13 protein-coding genes are annotated in these 16,008 nt (G+C 69.7%); 8 read left to right on the top strand and 5 right to left on the bottom strand.

Going from position 1 to position 16,008, the window contains the following annotated elements:
* Window positions 1-45 precede the first annotated feature (45 nt).
* Window positions 46-1,209 carry a hypothetical protein gene (locus ACAV_RS25110; RefSeq protein ID WP_244875473.1) on the bottom strand — a complete coding sequence of 388 codons (1,164 nt, stop codon included), beginning with the start codon at window positions 1,207-1,209 and terminating at the stop codon, window positions 46-48.
* Between the two features lie 139 nt (window positions 1,210-1,348).
* Between ACAV_RS25110 and ACAV_RS14705 the strand changes: the two genes are divergently transcribed.
* Both ACAV_RS14705 and ACAV_RS14700 read left to right on the top strand, forming a co-directional pair.
* Entirely contained in the window at window positions 1,349-2,047 is a 699-nt protein-coding gene (locus tag ACAV_RS14705) for an HAD-IA family hydrolase (RefSeq protein ID WP_013595361.1), read from the top strand.
* The gene (locus tag ACAV_RS14700; RefSeq protein WP_013595360.1) at window positions 2,044-3,225 is read left to right on the top strand and encodes an amidohydrolase; all 1,182 of its coding nucleotides are present in this window, start codon (window positions 2,044-2,046) and stop codon (window positions 3,223-3,225) included. The genes ACAV_RS14705 and ACAV_RS14700 overlap by 4 nt, the downstream gene beginning before the upstream one ends.
* 663 nt (window positions 3,226-3,888) lie before the next feature.
* On the opposite strand, the gene ACAV_RS14695 is transcribed toward ACAV_RS14700, so the two are convergent.
* The 4 genes from ACAV_RS14695 to ACAV_RS14680 form a co-directional block, all read right to left on the bottom strand.
* Window positions 3,889-4,383 carry an Lrp/AsnC family transcriptional regulator gene (locus ACAV_RS14695; protein WP_013595359.1) on the bottom strand — a complete coding sequence of 165 codons (495 nt, stop codon included), beginning with the start codon at window positions 4,381-4,383 and terminating at the stop codon, window positions 3,889-3,891.
* A gap of 68 nt (window positions 4,384-4,451) precedes the next feature.
* Window positions 4,452-5,855, bottom strand: coding sequence for an aspartate aminotransferase family protein (locus ACAV_RS14690; protein ID WP_013595358.1), 1,404 nt, complete (start codon window positions 5,853-5,855; stop codon window positions 4,452-4,454).
* 163 nt (window positions 5,856-6,018) lie between these two features.
* The gene (locus ACAV_RS14685) at window positions 6,019-6,945 is read right to left on the bottom strand and encodes a 2-hydroxyacid dehydrogenase (RefSeq protein ID WP_013595357.1); all 927 of its coding nucleotides are present in this window, start codon (window positions 6,943-6,945) and stop codon (window positions 6,019-6,021) included.
* A complete protein-coding gene (locus tag ACAV_RS14680) occupies window positions 6,945-7,838 on the bottom strand; it encodes a GNAT family N-acetyltransferase (RefSeq protein ID WP_013595356.1) in 894 nt (297 codons plus the stop codon). Before ACAV_RS14680 ends, ACAV_RS14685 begins: the two co-directional genes overlap by 1 nt.
* Window positions 7,839-8,462: 624 nt before the next feature.
* On the opposite strand from ACAV_RS14680, the gene ACAV_RS14675 reads away from it, so the two are divergent.
* The 6 genes from ACAV_RS14675 to ACAV_RS14650 all read left to right on the top strand — a co-directional run bounded on the left by ACAV_RS14675 (window position 8,463) and on the right by ACAV_RS14650 (window position 15,994).
* A complete protein-coding gene (locus ACAV_RS14675; RefSeq protein ID WP_013595355.1) occupies window positions 8,463-9,128 on the top strand; it encodes a haloacid dehalogenase type II in 666 nt (221 codons plus the stop codon).
* Window positions 9,129-9,185: 57 nt separating this feature from the next.
* On the top strand, window positions 9,186-10,475 hold the full coding sequence (locus ACAV_RS14670) for an NAD(P)/FAD-dependent oxidoreductase (protein WP_013595354.1): 1,290 nt from the start codon (window positions 9,186-9,188) through the stop codon (window positions 10,473-10,475).
* 74 nt (window positions 10,476-10,549) lie between these two features.
* Window positions 10,550-12,169 carry an ABC transporter substrate-binding protein gene (locus tag ACAV_RS14665; protein ID WP_013595353.1) on the top strand — a complete coding sequence of 540 codons (1,620 nt, stop codon included), beginning with the start codon at window positions 10,550-10,552 and terminating at the stop codon, window positions 12,167-12,169.
* Between the two features lie 297 nt (window positions 12,170-12,466).
* Window positions 12,467-13,423 (top strand): ABC transporter permease, encoded by a 957-nt coding sequence (locus ACAV_RS14660; RefSeq protein ID WP_013595352.1) that lies wholly within the window; start codon window positions 12,467-12,469, stop codon window positions 13,421-13,423.
* A 31-nt stretch (window positions 13,424-13,454) separates the two neighbouring features.
* The gene (locus ACAV_RS14655) at window positions 13,455-14,354 is read left to right on the top strand and encodes an ABC transporter permease (RefSeq protein WP_013595351.1); all 900 of its coding nucleotides are present in this window, start codon (window positions 13,455-13,457) and stop codon (window positions 14,352-14,354) included.
* Window positions 14,354-15,994 (top strand): ABC transporter ATP-binding protein, encoded by a 1,641-nt coding sequence (locus tag ACAV_RS14650; protein ID WP_013595350.1) that lies wholly within the window; start codon window positions 14,354-14,356, stop codon window positions 15,992-15,994. The genes ACAV_RS14655 and ACAV_RS14650 overlap by 1 nt, the downstream gene beginning before the upstream one ends.
* Window positions 15,995-16,008 lie beyond the last annotated feature (14 nt).

Here is a 16,008-nt window from a genome sequence, read left to right as displayed (position 1 = left end):
TGCGGTCGGTTGGCGTCCGCGTATCTTGTGCAGCATGCACGGGCGTCAGTCCCGCTTCTCCTGCATTTGGAGCCGTGCCAGCAGGGCATCCCTGGGCGGCATGGGTTCCGCCAGCCAGCGATCGAGCATGATGCCGTGGCCGGACGCCGGACTCGCGGCAGTCCGGACATCGGAGGCCGGGCGAGGGGCGTGATCCTCTGCCTCCGTGCCCGTATCCGTCGGGTTTCCAGTCTCTGGCAGCGATGCCAACGCATCATGGTAGGAAGCCGTACTGGCCAGGGACGGCGGCGGTGCTTCCGGGCGGAGGCTGGCGGGCGACCGGGAGGTCCGCGCGTCCTCGTATTCCGTGGACGGTGCGAGTGAATGCCAGTCTGTGGGGCTGCTGGCCCCCGATCCGTCCATGGGCGTGCGCGTAGCCGGGGAGTGCACGTGGTTGGGCGATGCCATCGGCCGCAAACGAGGGTATCCCGAGGGAGGTACTGCGGGTTTCGGGTTCTCTTCCCGGAGACGCTGGCGGCGCTCTTGCGCGTCCTCCACCTTTTCCCGCCGCAGCGCTTCCCGGAGCGTCATGCCTTCGGGAGGCTCCATCTCCTTCGCAGGGTGCTCGCGGATGGCTGCCAGGGACGGAGGGCGCGCCTCCTGCCTGCCAACGTGTCCTCTCGACCACGGGTTCATGGTGTCGGAGCGCCCTGGCCGCGGGCCGGCGTCTTCCATCTCGTGGGTTTCCCCGGAAATCCATCCATCGTCCCTCAGGCCCTTCAACAGGTTCTCGATGCCTTCGTCGCTGAGGTCCATCGCGGCATCGTCTGGAAAATCGTGGAAGCCTCCTCCGGCATGCGGGCTCGATGTGCCGGGGCGGCCTGCATCCCTCGGCATTTCCGGCAAGGCATTGCGCGGCGGCAGGCCCGATGCGGATCCCTGGGCATGGCGGGCCGAAATCGGCACCGATGGCGTGGTCTGCCTGCTGCTCCGGTGCGAGGAGTTGCCCGCGCCCGGCGTCGAGGCTTCCGGTACAGCCCCGGAAGGGGAGTGTTTGCGCGACGCCGTGCCGCTGTGGAGCCAGGCAAGGAGTTTGGTCATGGTGGTGGGCCGCGGTGGTGCGTGGAAGGGATTTCCATGCTGCGACAGACCGGCAGGCATCTTCGTGTGCCAGCGAAGTGCGGTGCGGCGGGGCGAAGAGATTCGCCTCCGCAGGGTGCGCGGATCCATGGAACCGCGGATGCAAGAAGAATCTGCGGCCACTGCCGTGAAAACGCAATTCGCTGCGGTTGCAAAGCCGGTTTCGGCCGCGCGGAGACGGCAGAAATTCCTAAGCTCGATGCCATCCCCCTTTCCAGGAGTTCGACCCATGGCCTTGCGTGATTTCAAAGTGCTCACTTTCGACGTTGTCGGTACCCTCATCGATTTCGAGGGGGGCATGCTGGCCTACCTGCGCGAGGCCGTGCCGGGTTCGCCCGTGTCCGACGAGGCGTTCCTCGCGGCCTACCGCACGGCCAGGAAGAGCGGCGATACCGATGCGTATCCCGATGACCTCGTGCGTTGCTGGCATGCGATCGCACCGCCACTGGGCCTGCCCGACAGCGACGCGCTCGCGCAGGGCTTTCGCGATTCCGTGCCGCGCTGGCCGGCGTTCCCCGACGCGCCCGAGGCACTGCAGCGCCTGCGCCGGCATTTCAAGCTGGTGACGATGACCAATGCGCAGGCCTGGGCGCTGGCGCATTTCGACCGCACGCTGGGCGCACCGTTCGACCTGCTGCTGTCCGCCGACGATGCCCTGTGCGAGAAGCCCGATGCACGCTATTTCGCCTATGCGCGCGGCCGCTACGAGGGCGCCTGGGGTTTCCGGCAGGCGGACAACCTGCATGTGGCGCAGAGCCAGTACCACGACATCGGCATCGCGCGGCAACTGGGCATCCGCAACTGCTGGATCGAGCGGCGCCACGGCATGAAGGATTCCGGCGGCACCATCGAGTCCGAGCACACCGTGCCGGATTACCACTTCCATACGCTGGCGCAACTGGCCGACGCGGTGGAGGCCGGGCAATGAGCCTGCAGGACGTCGCCCGGCCCGTTGCCGACCTGCTGCCCGACCTGGTCGCGCTGCGCCGCGACCTGCATGCCCACCCGGAACTGGCCTACCAAGAGCGCCGCACGGCCGGCATCGTGGCGCAGTCGCTGCGGCTGCTGGGCCTGGAGGTGCACGAGGGCATCGGCGGCACCGGGGTGGTGGGCACGCTGCGGACGGGCTCCGGGCCGCGCAGCGTGGGCCTGCGTGCCGACATGGATGCGTTGCCGATGGTGGAGCTGGGGCGCTCGGCATACGCGAGCCGCCATGCGGGCGCCCACCACGGCTGCGGGCATGACGGGCACACGAGCATGCTGATCGGCGCGGCGCGGCAGCTGGCGCGCGCGGGCGGGCTGGACGGCACGGTGCATTTCATCTTCCAGCCCGCGGAGGAGGGGCAGGGCGGCGCGCGCCGCATGATCGAGGACGGCCTGTTCGAGCGCTTTCCGTGCGACAGCGTCTATGCGCTGCACAACTGGCCCGACCTGCCCCTGGGCGCGGCGCGCACGCGGCCCGGCCCCATCATGGCGGCGGCCGACCGCTTCGACATCGCCGTGCGCGGCCGCGGCGGCCATGCGGCGCAGCCCCACCACACGCCCGACGCGATCCTGGCGGCGAGCCAGCTCGTCGCCCAGCTCAACACCATCGTGTCGCGGCGCATCGACCCCGGTGAATCGGCCGTGCTGTCCGTCACGCGCATCGAGGGTGGCCAGAGCCACAACGTGCTGCCCGCCGAGGTGCGCATCACGGGCACCGTGCGCAGCTTCGACCCCGAGGCGCAGGACCGGATCGAGGCGGCGTTGCGTGCCGCCTGCCAGGGCATCGCGCTGGCGAGCGGTACCACGGTGGAGGTCCATTACCTGCGCTACTACCCGGCCACCATCAACACGGGCCCCGAGGCCGCGCTGGCGCTGGAGGCGGCGGCTGCCATCGGGCTGGATGCCGAGGTGGCCCCGCGGGCGGCGTTCACCTCGGAGGATTTCGCGTTCATGCTGCAGCGCAGGCCGGGGGCGTATCTCTGGCTGGGGCAGGGGCGGGCGGATCCGGGGCCGGAGGGGGAGAGGCCTTTGCACCATCCTTGCTATGACTTCAATGATGAGGTGCTGGGGGTGGGGGTGCGGTGGTTTTGTGAGGTGGCGGGGCGGGCGTTGGTGGGGTGATTTGCTTCCGGGGGGCGGGATGTGCGCCCGGCGGCGCACCTGCTTTCTTTTGCTTCGCCAAAAGAAAGTAGGCAAAGAAAAGGCGAGCCCTGGTGTCTGCGTCCCCCTTCGCCCCGGGCGCGCTCCGCTCGGACAACCGCAGCCAGTCAGATCACGAAGCAGGCGTGTCCTTCGGCACGCCTACGCGCCTTGCCTCCTGCGCTCCTCGGCGCAGCCACGAGGGCGAGGTGCAGCATACGGGCCATTGCTTCGCTCGGCCTGGGGTGCGCGAGTGCTGCGCACCGTGCACCGTTTTTTTTGGTGCAGAGCGCTTGGGCTTTTGCCGAGCGCAGCGATGGCCTTGGGGCCGAGCAACGCGAAGGCCCGAGTCACCCCTTCTGGATGCGCCTGGGGCGCGCAGGGGGTGGGGTGGCGGGCGTGCCGCAGGACACGTCCGCTTCGTGAACTGACTTGCCGTGGTTGTCCGAGCGCAGCGCACGGAGTGCGCGCAGCGAGTTCCACGGCACACCCCACCCCCGAGCACCCCAGGTTGCCCCGTTCGCCCTGCGGGCGAACGGGGTCGCAGACAGCAGGGTCGCCCTTTCTTTGGTTACTTTCTTTCGGCGAAGCGAAAGAAAGTAACTCGCCCGCCGGGGCGAGACCCGGCCTCCGCCCTCAAGAGAATCACCTCTGATGCGGAAACAACCGCTCGATCGGACAGTGCGTCTTGATGAACGGCGACTTGATGACGATGTAGCTGAAGTACTTCGCAATGCCGATGTTGCGCTGCAGCAGTTCCTCGATCACTTCCTGGTAGTGGTTCACCCCCCGCGTGATAAAGCGCAGCAGGTAGTCGTAGCCGCCGCTGACCAGGTGGCATTCCAGCACCTCGTCCACCTCGCGCAGCGCGGCTTCGAAGCGGGCGAAGTCTTCGCGGCGGTGGTCCGAAAGGGTGACTTCGGTGAACACCGTGAGGGTGTCGCCGAGCTTTTCCAGGCGCAGGTGGGCGCCGTAGCCGGCGATGTAGCCCGCCTGTTCCAGGCGCTTGACGCGGATCAGGCAGGGGCTGGGCGAGAGGCCCACCGCATCCGCGAGGTCCACGTTGGTCATGCGCCCGTTTTTCTGCAGCTGCGCCAGGATGCGCAGGTCCAGTCGGTCGATCTTGAAGGCTTCGTTCATGGCGGCTTGGCAAGCAGGATACAGGCGGGAAGTGTGCGCGCTGCGGCCGGGTTCTGCGCGGTTTTTCGTCAGGCCGCGAGGGCTTTCCGCACGTCGGGCCAGTCCAGCACTTCGTCGAGCGTCTTGCGCAGGCGCTCGAACAGGAGGGTGAATTCCGTTTCGCTGAAGACCAGTGCCGGTGCGAAGCCGAGGATGTGGTCGCCGAAGGAGCGGAACACGAGGCCGTTGCGGTAGCCGGCGGCGAAGATGCGGTCGGCGAGGCCCAGGGCGGGGTCGAAGCCGCGCTTGGTGGCCTTGTCGCTGACCAGTTCCAGTGCGCCGAGCAGGCCGCGGTGGCGCGCGTCGCCGACCAGGGGATGGCCGCGCAGCATGTCCAGGCCGGCCGCGAAGTGCGCGGCGCCGTGCTGGCCATTGGCCAGGATGCCGCCTTCCTCGTAAAGCCGCAGCACTTCCAGTGCGACGGCCGCACTCACGGGGTGGGCGGAGTAGGTGGCGCCGTGGCCGATGGGGGCGCCTTTGGGGGCGCCGTCCGCGATGCCGGCATAGACCTTGTCGCTCAGCAGCGTGGCGCCCATGGGCGCGTAGCCGGCGGTCAGGCCCTTGGCCATGGTCATGATGTCGGGTTCCACGCCTTCGGCATCGCAGGCGAACATGGGGCCGGTCCGGCCGAAGCCCGTGATGACCTCGTCCACGACGAAGAGGATGTCCAGTTCGCGGGCGGCTTCGCGCATGGCCTTGAGCCAGCCTGCGGGCGGCACGATCACGCCGCCCGAGCCCTGGATGGGTTCGCAGAAGAAGGCCGCGACGTTGTCCGCGCCCAGTTCGGCCACCTTGGCGCGCAGGTCCGCGACCGAAGCGGCGATGAGTGCCTGCGCATCGGCGCCCGCGGGATGGCGGTAGGGGTTGGGGGAGGGGATGTAGTGCTGCGTGGGCAGGGGCAGGTCGAAGCCCCGGTGGAAGGCCGGGAGCGCCGTGAGGCCCGCACCGGTGGAGGAGGAGCCGTGGTAGCCGCGCTCCAGCGCGATGAAGTGCTTCTTGGAGGGCCGTCCGGTGTTGTTGTAGTACTGCACGATGAAGCGCACCGCGGCGTCCACCGAATCCGAGCCCCCCAGCGTCAGGTACACGTGGTTGAGCGACCGGGGCGTGATCTGCACCAGCTTCTCGGCGAGGCGGATGGCCGGTTCGCTGCTGAAGTGGAAGTAGCCCGTGGCGTACGGCAGGCGCCGCATCTGTTCGGCCGCCGCCTGCACCACGCTTTCCTGCCCGTAGCCGACGTTCACGCACCACAGCCCGGCGAAGGCGTCCAGCAGTTCATGCCCCCGGGCATCCGTCAGCCAGGCGCCGCGGCCGGACGACAGCACGGTCGGACCGCGTTCCTCGTGCGTGCGCCATGGCGACACGGGATGGATCAGGTGGGCCCGGTCGATGGCGTCGAGCGAGGCGAGCGAGGACAGGTCGGTGATCTGGTTCATGGCGTGGGGGCTCCTCCGGAAGCGGAATGGAATGGACAGGGCTGTCGATGCCGTACAGCTTAGGACGGGCGGCTTCCGCCTTGGTGCTGCTTTCCACCCCCGCTGCAAAGCAGGCTGCGGTTGTGCGGGGCCGAACGGCAGATCGTGCGGCGGGGATCAGCGCTCAGTAGCCGCGGCCCCGGTCCACCAGGCCTTCCATGGGCTCGCCCGCCTCGTAGCGGCGCAGGTTGGCGATGGCTGCGGCCGCAGCGGTGCGCGGCTGCGTCATGCTTGCGATGTGCGGCGTCAGGCGCACGCGGGGGTGCCGCCACAAGGCGTGCGTGGCGGGAAGCGGCTCGGGGTCGGCCACGTCGAGCACGGCCTCGGCGATCTGCCCTGTGGCGAGCGCGGCCAGCAGGTCCGCTTCCCGCAGCTGCGGGCCGCGGCCCACGTGCACGAGGCTGGCGCCCTGCGGCAGTCGGGCGAACAGCCCGGCGTCGAGGAAGCCGCGCGTGGCGTCCGTGAGCGGCAGCAGGCAGACCAGGATGTCGGTGCGAGCGAGGAATGCGGGCAGTTCGTCCTCGCCCGCGAAGCACTGCACGCCGGGTACGGCGTGGCGCGACCGGCTCCAGCCCGCGCAGGCGAACCCGAAGCCCGCGAGTTGCGCGAGCACGGCCTGGCCCAGCGATCCCAGGCCCAGCACGCCCACGCGGCGCTCCGCGGCGGTGCGCACCGGCAGCGGCTGCCATTCGGCCATCTGCTGCTGGCGCCGGTATTGCGGCATGTCGCGGTGCAGGTCGAGCACGGCGTGGCAGACGTATTCCACCATGCCGCGCACGATGCCCGGCTCCACCATGCGTACCACGGGCAACTGCGGCGGCAGCGCGGACAAGTCGAACTGATCCACGCCGGCGCCTGAGGAAAACAGCACCTGCAGCCGGGGAAAGCGCGTGGCGATGTCCGGGGGCGGTTCCCAGGCCGCGAGAAAGCGCACCCGCTCCGCGTCGCCTACGTCGGGCCAGATGCGGAACTCCACGTCCGGCGCCTGGGCGGCGAATACCTCGGCCCACTGGCGGCCGCGCACGGCGTCGGATTTGTAGAGGAACACCATCAGCCGACCGCCTGCGTCACGATCGCGAAGAGGTGCGCGCCGCCCTCCGGCGGCGCCTCCAGCGGGGTGCCGCGCACCATGGTGGTGGGGGCGTCCACCCGGAGCAGGCCGATGCTCTCCAGCCATTCGGCGAGGCCGCTGGCCCAGTCGATGTCGATGCGCGTGAAATGGCCCGCGTTCAGGCCCGCGAGGTGTGCGATGAGGGCTTTCGCGCCCTGGGCGTCCGGCGCCACCACGGGGCCGATGGCGTGGCCGCGGCCGAAGCGGCGCAGCATGGCGAAGCCGCGCGGCGTGGCGTCCTGGTCCACCAGCACGACGCAGGCTTCGGCCGTGGCCGCGAGGTCATCGACCAGTGCGTCGCGCGGCATGCCGCGCGCCTCGGCATCCAGGCGCCGCAGGGCCCCGGCCTCGTTGAGGCCGGCAGGGCGCAGGCGCCAGCCCGGCTCCAGCGCGATCAGCGGCGTGGACAGGGCCGTGCCCTGGTGCTGGCGGATCTCGCCGGTGCGGATAAAGCCCAGGCGTTCGTAGAGTCCCCGGCCCTCGGCCGTGGCGTGCAGCAGGACGGTGCGGTCCTCCATTCCTTCGAGCAGCGCATTCATGAGGCGGTGGCCGATGCGGCGGCCCTGGCAGGCCGGCGTGACGATCACCAGGCCGATGCAGGCATGCCGTTCGCCCCAGAGCCAGCGCTGCGCGGTGGCGACGATCTGCCCGTCGCGTTCGGCCACCAGGCCCTGCGCGTGCGCGAACATCTGTGCCCAGTCGCTGGGGCGGTGCGGCCAGCGCAGTTCCGCCGACAGCGCATGCGCCTGGGTGAGGTCGGCCTCGGTCATGGGGCGGATCAGCACGCCATCGTCGGCGACGGGGCCGGCGGCGAGCGAAGGGGTGGAAAGCATCGGCGAAGTCCTTTGGTGGGCGAAAGAGGGGTGTGGCCCCGTGCACGGTGGTCCTATCTTGGACGACATCCGCATGCCGTGCCAGAGCGCGCTAGGGGTTTGCCCGCAACTTGCAAGCTTCGTCTGCGCGATGGGGTGGTTTTGCAATTCGCTGCGGCGCGGCCCCCGCCAACGGACACAAATGCCAGGGGTTGTTGCCTAGGATCACCCATCACCGCGGCGCCCCTGGCGAGCGGTGCCTTTTTCACGGATCCGACGCACCATGCTCCTCCACGTTTTCTTCCGCGCTGCAATGCGTTCGCCCTGCTGCCGGGCCGCACGCGCGTGGCTGCGGCATGGCGCGGACGGGGTGCCATGCTTCAAAAGCGTGCCTGGCGCGCCTGCTGCGGCGCACCAACGGTGCAGTTCCGCACGCAAGCGGTGCGCGCCGCACAGCATGCCGCCGGGGCCCCTGCAAACCGCAATTTTCTCGCGTGCCGCCCCCGCAATTCCCAACGATGGCCGCGAAGCCGCGTGCTTCAATCAGTTCGTAATGAAAACGTCGCACAGGGCGCTCAGGCACCCGGCGGCCCGCCCCGGTCGGTGACCGGCACAAACCCGAGAGAACCTCAGGAAACCGAGACCATGACTTTCCGTCCCAAGTACATCACCTTCGACTGCTACGGCACGCTCACGCGTTTCCGCATGGGGGAGATGGCCCGCGAGATGTTCGCCGATCGCGTGCCTGCCGACCGCATGGAGCAGTTCGTCGCCGATTTCACGGCCTACCGTTTCGACGAGGTGCTGGGCGACTGGCAGCCCTACGAGCAGGTACTGAAGAACGCGATCCGCCGGCTGTGCAGGAAATGGAACCTCCAGTATTTCGACCACGAGGCCCAGCGCTACTATGACGCCGTGCCGACCTGGGGACCGCATGCCGACGTGCCCGCCGGCCTCGCCAGGGTGGCCAGGGAGATTCCGCTCGTGATCCTCTCCAATGCCTCGGACGACCAGATCCACCGCAACGTGGACATGCTGGGCGCGCCGTTCCACCGCGTCTATACCGCGCAGATGGCGCAGGCCTACAAGCCGCGCCTGAAGGCGTTCGAGTTCATGTTCGATTCGCTGGGCTGCAATCCCGAGGATGTGCTGCACGTGTCGTCCAGCCTGCGTTACGACCTGATGTCGGCCGACGACATCGGCATCGTGAACAAGGTGTTCGTGAACCGCGGCCATGGCCCGGGCAACCCGGCCTACCGCTACACCGAGATCCAGGATATCGGCGGCCTGGCCGGCGTCGTCGGTCTCTGATCCGGTGCACAGCGCGCCCGGCCTGATGCTCCGCCCACCACCTTTCGCAGCCCTTCCATGAAGCTCGATTCCTACTGGCTCGATTCGCTGCCGCCGCTGGCGACGCCCACGCCCGGCCTGCCTGCGCGGGTGGACGTGGCCATCGTGGGCGCGGGCTTCACGGGGCTGTCCGCGGCCCATGCCCTGGCCCGGCAGGGCGCCAGCGTGGTGGTGCTGGAAGCGGGCGAGACCGTGGCGCCGGAGGCGTCGGGCCGCAATGGCGGCCACGTGAACAACGGGCTGGCCGTGGACTATGCCGACGTGGCCGCACGCGTCGGCGTGGAGCAGGCGCGCGCCTGGTACCACGCCTACGATGCCGCGGTGGACACGGTGGCGCGGCTGGTGCGCGAAGAGGCCATCGATTGCGACTTCCTGCGGCACGGCAAGCTCAAGCTCGCCACCCGGCCGCAGCACCTGGACGCGCTGCGGCGCAGCGCCGAGAGGCTCGTCGCCGACGGCGTCGATACCGATGTCGAGGTGCTCGACGCGGCCCGCGTTGCCGCGGAAGTGCAGAGCGACCGCTTCGTCGGCGGCCTGCTCTACAAGCGCAGTGGCCAGATGCACATGGGGCGCTTCGCGCTGGGCCTGGCCCGCGCCGCGGTGCGCCACGGCGCGCAGATCCACCTGGGCACCCGCGTGGACCGCCTCGAGCGGCTGCAGGGCCAGGCCCACCGCCTGCACACGGCCCGCGGCCCGGTCGAGGCGAAGCAGGTGCTGCTGGCCACCGGCGCCTCGCGCCATGGCAGCTATGGCACGTTCGGCTGGCTGCGCCGGCGCATCGTGCCGATCGGCAGCTTCATCGTGGTGACGGAGCCGCTGGGCGCAGAGCGCGCGCAGGCCCTGCTGGCCGGCCGCCGCACCTACGTGACGATTGCCAATATCCATCATTACTTCCGCCTCATGGCAGACCACCGCCTGGTGTTCGGCGGGCGCGCGAAATTCGCGGTCTCCAGTCCCCAGCAGGATGCGGCCAGCGGCGAGATCCTGCGGCGGGGGCTCGCCGAGACCTTTCCGCAACTCGGGCAGGTACGCATCGACCACTGCTGGGGCGGACTCGTGGACATGACGCAGGACCGCCTGCCCCATGCCGGCGAGCGCGACGGTGTCTTCCACTCGATGGGCTACAGCGGGCACGGCACGCAGATGTCCGTCCACATGGGGCAATGCATGGCCGAGGTGATGGCCGGCAATGCCGCGGCCAACCCGTGGCGCGGCCGCGAATGGCCGGCCATTCCCGGGCACTTCGGCCCGCCCTGGTTCCTGCCGGCCGTGGGGCTCTATTACCGCCTCAAGGACCGGCTCGGCTGATGCCGCTGCCATCGCTCCGCTTTTTCTCTGCCGTCCCTTACTTCCCTTTCCCCAGGTCCCACAAGGAGTCCACCATGAGCGACAAAATCCCCGAGTTCGACCGCCTCGTCGGCCCCGCAGAGAGCCAGCGCGTGATGCAGTCGCTGGCACGCGGTGCATCGCGTCGCGATGTGCTGGCCATGTTCCTCGCGGGGGGCATGCAGGCCTCCCTGGCGGGCGGCCTCGCCACCATGGCTGCCAGTGCGCATGCGCAGACGCCGCGGCGGGGAGGGCGCATCCGCGTGGCGGGCGCCACCGCGGCCGCCACCGACACGCTGGACCCGGCCAAGCAGTCCAACCAGACGGACTATTCGCGCGGCAACATGCTCTACAACGGGCTGTTCTCGCTGGACGGCAGCCTCACGCCCCAGCCGGCGCTGGCCGAGTCGCACTCCACGGCCGACGCGAAGACCTGGGTCTTCAAGCTGCGCAAGGGCGTGGTCTTCCACGACGGCAAGGCCCTGGAACCCGAAGACGTGGTGTTCTCGCTCATGCGCCACAAGGATCCGGCCACGGCCTCCAAGGCCAAGGCGCTGGCCGACCAGATCGACAGCGTGAAGGCCTCCGGCCCCGGCGAGGTGACGGTGGTGCTTTCGCAGCCCAATGCCGACCTGCCCGTGATACTGGGTACCTTCCACTTCCATATCGTCAAGAACGGTACCACCGACTTCAACGCCGGCATCGGCACCGGTCCGTACAAGCTCAAGGAGTTCAAGCCCGGCGTGCGCTCCCTGGTGGTGCGCAACGATGCCTACTGGAAACCCGGCAAGCCCTACCTGGACGAGATCGAGTTCGTGGGCATCGGCGACGAGACGGCGCGCGTGAACGCGCTGCTGTCCGGCGGCATGGACCTCGTCGCCTCGGTGAATCCCCGGGCCGTGGCCCGCGTCAAGGGCACGCCGGGCTATGCGATTTTCACCACGCAGTCGGGGCAGTACTCCGACCTCATCCTGCGCAAGGACATGGGCCCGGGAGCGAACCCGGACTTCGTCCTGGCGATGAAGCACCTGTTCGACCGCGAGCAGATGAAGAAGACCATCGCGCTCGACTACGCGGTGCTGGGCAACGACCAGCCCGTTGATCCGACGAACCGCTTCTACTTCGCTGGCCTGCCGCAGCGCACCTTCGACCTGGACAAGGCCAGGTTCCACCTGCAGAAGTCGGGCGTGACGGGCAAGATCCCGATGGTCACCTCGCCGGCGGCGATGTATTCCACCGAGATCGCGCTGTTGCTGCAGCAGTCGGGCCAGCGCATCGGCCTGGACCTGGACGTCAAGCGCATGCCGGCCGACGGCTACTGGTCCAACCACTGGCTGACCAACCCGGTGGGCTTCGGCAACGTGAATCCCCGCCCCAGCGCGGACACGCTGCTCACGCAGTTCTTCAAGTCCGACGCGGCGTGGAACGAGTCGCGCTGGAAGAGCCCCCAGTTCGACCAACTGCTCGTGGCCGCACGCGCCGAGACCGACCAGGCCAAGCGCAAGCAGATGTATGCCGACATGCAGACCATGATCCACCAGGACGCGGGCATCGGCATTCCGCTGTTCCTCGCCAGCATCGACGGCCATAGTTCCAGGCTCAAGGGGCTGTCGCCGATACCGCTGGGAGGCCTGATGGGCTATGCGTTTGCGGAACACGTGTGGCTGGAGGCTTGAGGTCTGGAAAACACCCCCCTGAGCGGCTGCGCCGCTTCCGCGCAGCCGTCGGAGCCGGCAGCTCTTCGGGCACGTCCAAGCCTGCGCAGGCAGGCTCGGAGCCGCGGGCCTCAGCCCCTTTCTCGCCTTGCTGCGCAAGGCGGGCAGGGTGATGGCGCCAGTGGCCCGGCGAAGCCGGTTCCACGGCGTCTGCTGGCGTGGCCTGCTCCGCGGCCTCGGGCGGGTGGCGCCGCGCCGGTTGCAGTGGCTGCGGGTGACCCGCAATGCGATGGAAAACGGATACGGATCGGACCCTTCATGAACCGTGTGATTCTCAAGCTCCTGGCGCAGCGCGTGCTGCTCGCGCTGCTGTCGCTGCTCGCGGTGTCGGCCGTCGTGTTCGCCATCACGGCCGTGCTGCCCGGCGATGCCGCGCAGGAGCAGCTCGGCCAGGACGCCACGCCCGAGGCGCTGGCCGCGCTGCGATCGCAGATGGGGCTGGATGTGCCCGCGCCCCTGCGCTACGTGCGCTGGCTGGGCGGGGCGGTCCGGGGCGACCTGGGCATGTCGGCCACCACGCAGATGCCGGTGGGCGAACTGATCGCGAGCCGGCTGCCCAATTCGCTGCTGCTCGCGGCGGTGACGGCGCTGTTCTCGGTGCCCATCGCGCTGGCGCTCGGCATCGCCTGCGCGGTGTGGCGGGGCTCGTGGTTCGACCGGGTGGTTTCCACCGGGGCGGTGGCGGTGGTGTCCGTGCCGGAGTTCCTGGTCGCCACCCTCGCGGTGCTGGTGTTCGCGGTGCAGCTGCGCTGGCTGCCCGCCCTGTCCTATGTGAACGACATCGAATCCGTGGGCCAGATGCTGCGCGCCTTCGCGATGCCGGTGCTCAGCCTGTGTTGCGTGATCGTGGCGCAAATGATGCGCATGACCCGCGCGGCCGTCAGCGACCAGCTGCAGGCCCCCTACATCGAAATGGTCCGGCTCAAGGGCGCCTCGCCGCTGCGCACCGTGATGGCGCATGCGCTGCCCAATGCGGTGGGGCCCATCGCCAACGCAGTGGCGCTATCGCTGTCGTACCTGCTGGGCGGCGTGATCATCATCGAGACCATCTTCAATTACCCGGGCATCGCCAAGCTCATGGTCGATGGCGTGACCCAGCGGGACATGCCGCTGGTGCAGGCCTGCGCCATGATCTTCTGCGCGGGCTACCTGATCCTCGTCACGCTGGCCGACCTGTGCGGCATCGTCGCCAACCCGCGCCTGCGCCACCGCTGACATCGCGCATTCCGACCAAGGAGCCCCACCGATGGATACCGTTTCTCCTTCGCCCGGCGCACCCGCGGCGCCCGCGTCCCGGCGCGGCGGACTGCAGCGCGCGCTGCGCTGGCTCGGCGGCCTCGGCCCGCTGGGGCTGCTGGCGCTGGCCGTACTGCTGTTCTGGATGCTGGCTGCGCTGGCCGGCCCCTGGTTGCTGGGCGCCACGCCCACGGCGTCCGGCGGCGGCACGGACGTGTTCGCGCCCATCGGCGCGGCCCACTGGCTGGGCACGGACTATCTCGGCCGGGACATGCTGGCACGCGTCGTGAACGGCGCACGCTACACCGTCGGCGTGGCATTGCTGGCCACGCTCCTGGCCAGCGGCACCGGCACCGTGCTCGCGCTGCTCGCCGCGGCCGTGGGCGGCAAGCTCGACGCGGTGCTGAGCCGCGTGCTCGACACGCTCACTGCCATCCCGAGCAAGATGTTCGCGCTCATCATGGTCGCCGGCTTCGGCTCGTCGGTGGCCATGCTGGTGGCCACGGCCGCCATCATCTACGTGCCGGGCGCATACCGCATCGCGCGCTCGCTGGCGGTGAACATCAATGCGCTCGACTACGTGGTCGTGGCCCGCACGCGCGGGGAGGGCACGCTCTACGTGATGCTGCGCGAGATCCTGCCCAACATCCTGGGGCCCATGCTCGCCGACCTGGGACTGCGCTTCGTCTACGTGGTGCTGCTGCTCGCCAGCCTGAGCTTCCTGGGTCTGGGGATACAGCCGCCCGAGGCGGACTGGGGATCGCTGGTGCGCGAGAACATCGGCGCGCTGCCCGAGGGCGGTGCCGCCGTGATCGCCCCGGCCATCGCCATCGCGAGCCTGACCATCGCCGTCAATCTCGTCATCGACAACCTGCCGGGCCGCGCCGCCCGCGAACGAGGAGCCCGCTGATGGGAGCATCCGTCACCGTGCAGGACCTGCACATCACCGCGGGCGGCCAGACGCTGGTGGACCGCGTCAGCTTCTCGATCGCGCCGGGCGAGGTGCTGGCGCTGATCGGCGAATCCGGCTCGGGCAAGACGACCACCGCGCTGGCCCTCATGGGCCATGCGCGCGAGGGCTGCCGCATCTCCGGGGGCAGCGTGCGCATCGGCGACGTGGACGTGCTGGGGCTCTCCGCAGCAGGCCAGCGCGCCCTGCGGGGCCGCACCGTGGCCTATATCGCCCAGAGCGCTGCCGCCTCGTTCAACCCGTCGCGCACCCTCATGGACCAGGTGGTGGAGCCCGCGCGCATCCACGGCACCCTGCCGCGCGCCGAGGCCGAGGCGAAGGCCGTGCAGCTCTTCCGCGAACTGGCGCTGCCCGATCCCGACACCATCGGCAGCCGCTATCCGCACCAGGTGTCCGGCGGCCAGCTGCAGCGCATCATGGCGGCGATGGCGCTCATCACCGACCCGGACCTGGTCATCCTCGATGAGCCCACCACGGCGCTGGACGTGACCACGCAGATCGAGGTGCTGCGCGCCTTCCGCCGCGTGGTGCGCGAGCGTCGCGCCACGGCCGTGTACGTCAGCCACGACCTGGCCGTGGTGGCGCAGATGGCCGACCACATCCTGGTGCTGCGCGGCGGGCAGATGCAGGAGCTCAATTCCACCGCGCGCATCCTGGAGGCGCCGGAACATCCCTACACCCGCAGCCTGCTGGCGGCGGCGCGGCCGGCGGCGCGCGAGGGCGGCGCGGGCGGGGAGGGCGCCGTGCTGCTGGACGTGCGCCACCTGTCGGCCGGCTACGGCCCGAAGGATGCGCAGGGCCGGCCGGCGGCGTTGATCCTGGACGACGTGAGCCTCACGGTGCGCCGTGGCCAGGCCATCGGCGTGATCGGCGAATCCGGCTCGGGCAAGACCACGCTCGCGCGCGCCATCGCGGGCCTGATTCCCGCGCATGCCGGCTCCGTGGTGTTCAACGGGCGCGAACTCAGGCCCGCGCTCGCACAGCGCGAGCGCGAGGAACTGCGCCGCATCCAGATCGTGTTCCAGATGGCCGATACGGCGCTGAATCCGTCCCACACCATCGGCCGCATCCTGGCGCGGCCGCTGGAGTTCTACAAGGGCCTGCGCGGGCCGGCGCTGCAGCAGCGCATCCGCCAGCTGCTGGACCTCGTCAAGCTGCCGCACACCGTGGCGGACCGGCTGCCCGGCGGCCTCTCGGGCGGGCAGAAGCAGCGCGTCAACCTCGCCCGCGCGCTCGCGGCCGACCCGGACCTCATCCTCTGCGACGAAGTCACCTCCGCGCTCGATACCGTGGTGGGCGCCGCGGTGCTCGACCTCATGGCGGAACTGCGCCGGGAACTGGGCGTTTCCTACCTCTTCATCAGCCACGACCTGCACACGGTGCGCGCGGTGTGCGACGAGATCGTCGTCATGCAGCACGGCCGCAAGCTGGACCAGGTGGCGCGCGCGGATTTCGACCGCGGCCCCCACCATCCGTACTACGAACTGCTCGCCCGCTCCGTGCCTGAACTGCGCCAGGGCTGGCTCGAAGAGCAGGACAGGGCGGCCCCGGCCCGCTCCCTTGCGGCGCAGGCTGCATAACCCGACGAACCGAG

It is taken from the genome of Paracidovorax avenae ATCC 19860, from assembly GCF_000176855.2.
Lineage (GTDB): Bacteria > Pseudomonadota > Gammaproteobacteria > Burkholderiales > Burkholderiaceae_C > Paracidovorax > Paracidovorax avenae.
Note: the sequence above shows the minus strand (reverse complement) of the source record. Positions and strands in the feature narration are given on the sequence as shown.